Origin of the sequence: Candidatus Enterococcus ikei, from assembly GCF_017316105.1 — a bacterium.
In the GTDB taxonomy this organism is placed as follows: Bacteria; Bacillota; Bacilli; order Lactobacillales; family Enterococcaceae; genus Enterococcus_L; species Enterococcus_L ikei.
This window is the reverse complement of record NZ_JAFLWD010000040.1, coordinates 1-3,285: the sequence shown is the minus strand read 5'-3', so window position 1 is coordinate 3,285 and position 3,285 is coordinate 1. Positions and strand designations below refer to the sequence as shown.

The window sequence follows — 3,285 nt, the reverse complement described above, 5'->3', positions numbered from 1 at the left end:
ATGATGGATGAATTGCGTAAACTATAAATTATCACTACGATAGTTATTAATCAATAATATAAAGAATGAATTAAAACTTTTACTTAGTTTTAGTTCATTTTTTTGTTTTATTGTTATATTAAGCTTTCAATTGTGTAAGATGAATGTTCGTCTATTCAATTTTCTTTGAGCTTTTTTCTAGCTATAATTAGTTATATAGTTAAATTTAGGAGGAATAAGTATTATGAAAAGTAAAAAATTTAAATTAGTTATTGGTGGTATTATAGTCAGCGTAGGTATAGTAGGAAGTTATTTTCTATTTTTTTCTCCTGCTAAAAAGGTGGAACCAAGTTATAATGTTTTCACTTTAGATCCACTGGACCCACTTTTATTAAAAGGTGAAGTTAAAGCGGCACAGACCGAAGATATTTTTTATGACCAAACATTGGGAACAATCGCAAATATCCCTGTAAAACATGAGCAAGAAGTTAAAAATGGAGAGGCTGTACTCAATTACCAAAATGGTGAAGCACAAACAAGAGCAGATCAACAGCAAAGAGTAGTTAATAAAAGTAGTTTATCTGCACAACAAGCTTCTCAAAATTTAAACCGAGCACAGACTCGTTATAATGAAGCGCAAGCAAGCTTAAATCAAAGCCGTACAGAGTATGATCGAGAAGCGGATCCAGAGAAAAAAGAAGAACTCAAAAGTAAAGTGGAACAACAAAAAACAGAAACTACGACTCTTAATAATGAAGTCATTCAAGCGCAACAAGCACTTGATTTAGCTTATACAGAGGTGAATGATGAATCGGCAGCGCTAGAATCTGAACAAGGCAAAGTTTCTTCTACAGTTAATGCGACGATTGATGGTGTTGCGATAATCAATGAAGCTGGGAAAAAATCATTGGAAATTCCATTGATTCAAGTGTTAAGTAAGACCAAGCAAGTCAAAGGAACCGTAACTGAATATGATTTGAATAAGTTGAAAATTGGACAAGAGGTGAGTGTTACTTCGATTGGATCAAATGAAACAGCTCAAGGAAAAATCAGCAGTATTAACCAACTTCCTAGATCAAAAAATAATAGCGAGTCCGAGATTCCTACGTATGAATTTATCGTAGATGGTAATTTCCCATGGGCTTATGGATCGTCTGTTCAAGTAACATTGCAACAGCCTCAACTAGTTTTACCTAAAACATCTCTTGTCACTAAAGATAATCAAACATTTGTATATGTTTATAAAAATGGACGAGCAGTAAAAACAGATGTGAAAGTAACTGAAAGTAATGGAGCAACAAATGTAGAATCAGGTGTTTCAAAAGGAGCAAAAATTATCAGCAATCCTGATGATGCATTAAAAAACGATGCAGAAGTGCAGGTGGCTGAGAATGATTAAACTTGAAAATATCAACAAGTATTATTCTTTGGAAGAAGGAAACCTTCACGTTCTAAAAAATATCAATTTTGAAATCAAAGAAAAAGAATTTGTTGCAGTGATGGGACCATCAGGTTCAGGAAAATCAACCTTAATCAATTTGATTGGTTTTATTGATAAGAAGTTTGAAGGGAAATATCTATTTGAAGAGAAAGAAATTACCGACTTTTCAGATAAGGAGCTTTCTGCGATTAGAAATAAATCAGTAGGATTTGTTTTTCAAAATTTTAGTTTAATTGAAAATAACACTGTTTTTGAAAATATTGAATTGCCATTATTATATAATGGTTCAGTTTATACAAATATTAAAGAACGGGTTCAAGAAGTATTAGAAAAAGTCGGTTTAGCTGACAAAGGAGACAAATACCCAAAACAACTTTCAGGTGGTCAGCAACAGCGTATAGCCATTGCTAGAGCAATCGTGAATGCTCCTAGATTTATCATAGCTGATGAACCAACAGGAGCACTCGATTCAAAAACGTCTGAGGATATTATGCAACTATTTCAAGATTTGAATAAGCAAGAGGGCGTAACAATCATATTGGTTACGCACAACCCTGAAATGGTTTCCTATTGTGATCGTTTGATTCGTGTGAAAGATGGGGCTATCGTTGAAGAGGAGTTGATTAAATGAAAAATTTGGTTATTTGGAAGACAGCATTAAAATCAATTCTAAAAAATAAAAAACGCAGCTTTCTCACGATGTTCGGCATTATTATCGGCATTGCATCAGTTATCACGATTGTATCTATTGGTAATGGATTTAAAAGAGATATGATTGATAAAATGTCAATGACTAATACAAATGAAAATATTAGTAATATTACCTTTAATTATTATGATATATCAAATGAATTTGCAGAAAATGAAGTGTTCAAAAAGAGTGATTTTGATTTAATCAAAAATGTAAAAGGCATAAAGAAAGTTGATTTTTACAAACCAAAGCAAAAAATGACAGAACGGCAAGTAGAATTATATGTTCGTGGTAAAAAATTAACAAAAAAAATCGATCGAGTTGAACAAACAAAGGTGGATTTATTGATTGGTCGTCAAATTGAAGCTAAAGATAATGCAACCTTAAATAAAGTGGTTGTGATTGATGAAATTTTAGCGCAAAAACTATTTGGAGACGTCAATAATGCTATAGGTAAAGGCTTTGAAATTGCTGGCGAAGTTTTTACAGTTGTAGGAGTATCTACAAGTAATAGCGGAACTTTATCAACTGAGAATCAGTCATCATTAGCCTATTTTCCTATCAAAAGTTATGATCACTATTTTAAAAAACCAAAAAGCCAATCTATTTTAAATTTAGAAGTGAATGTTGGTGAAGACAAAGAGAAAGTTACAACAGAGGTTCTAAAGCAACTCAACTTTACTGGAAGTTTGAGAAATGCTGGCGAGTACAATCCTTATAATCCTAAATCAGATATTGATCAGATGGGGAGTATTCTAGATAATTTAACACTCTTTATCTCTGCTGTAGCAGGTATTTCATTGTTTATTGCTGGAGTTGGAGTTATGAATATGATGTATATATCTGTTTCAGAAAGAACAAAGGAAATTGGGATTCGTCGAGCTTTAGGAGCAACAGAAAAAGATATTAGAAAACAATTTCTCGCTGAAGGTTTAACCTTGACTTTGTTAGGCGGACTGATTGGTTACTTACTTGGAATGATATTAGGGCTAATTGCATCTATATTTTTACCTTTTGCAGTACGACCAGATTTGTTTACGATTGGATTAGCTGTGGGGATTTCAACTTTAATCGGCGTTGTATTTAGTTATATGCCAGCTTCTGCGGCTTCTAAAAAAGACCTGATTGATATTATGAAGTAGTTTATCTATATTAAAAGTGATTATGGCATAAC

Annotated in this window: 3 protein-coding genes; all 3 read left to right on the top strand. The window is 32.6% G+C overall.

The genetic code is table 11. The features are described from left to right. Nucleotides 1-223: 223 nt before the first annotated feature. The 3 genes from JZO69_RS14565 to JZO69_RS14555 are packed head-to-tail and all read left to right on the top strand — an operon-like array spanning nt 224 to nt 3,253. Nucleotides 224-1,378, top strand: a complete 1,155-nt coding sequence (locus JZO69_RS14565; RefSeq protein WP_207113563.1) for an efflux RND transporter periplasmic adaptor subunit — start codon at nt 224-226, stop codon at nt 1,376-1,378. Continuing rightward, a complete protein-coding gene (locus JZO69_RS14560; RefSeq protein WP_207113562.1) occupies nt 1,371-2,051 on the top strand; it encodes an ABC transporter ATP-binding protein in 681 nt (226 codons plus the stop codon). Before JZO69_RS14565 ends, JZO69_RS14560 begins: the two co-directional genes overlap by 8 nt. Further along, the gene (locus JZO69_RS14555; RefSeq protein ID WP_207113561.1) at nt 2,048-3,253 is read left to right on the top strand and encodes an ABC transporter permease; all 1,206 of its coding nucleotides are present in this window, start codon (nt 2,048-2,050) and stop codon (nt 3,251-3,253) included. The genes JZO69_RS14560 and JZO69_RS14555 overlap by 4 nt, the downstream gene beginning before the upstream one ends. The last annotated feature ends 32 nt before the right edge of the window (nt 3,254-3,285 follow it).

What these genes read in the sequence shown, in the direction of transcription:
- JZO69_RS14565 (WP_207113563.1), top strand. Translation starts at nt 224, where the DNA reads ATGAAAAGTAAAAAATTTAAATTAGTTATTGGTGGTATTATAGTCAGC.
- JZO69_RS14560 (WP_207113562.1), top strand. Translation starts at nt 1,371, where the DNA reads ATGATTAAACTTGAAAATATCAACAAGTATTATTCTTTGGAAGAAGGA.
- JZO69_RS14555 (WP_207113561.1), top strand. Translation starts at nt 2,048, where the DNA reads ATGAAAAATTTGGTTATTTGGAAGACAGCATTAAAATCAATTCTAAAA.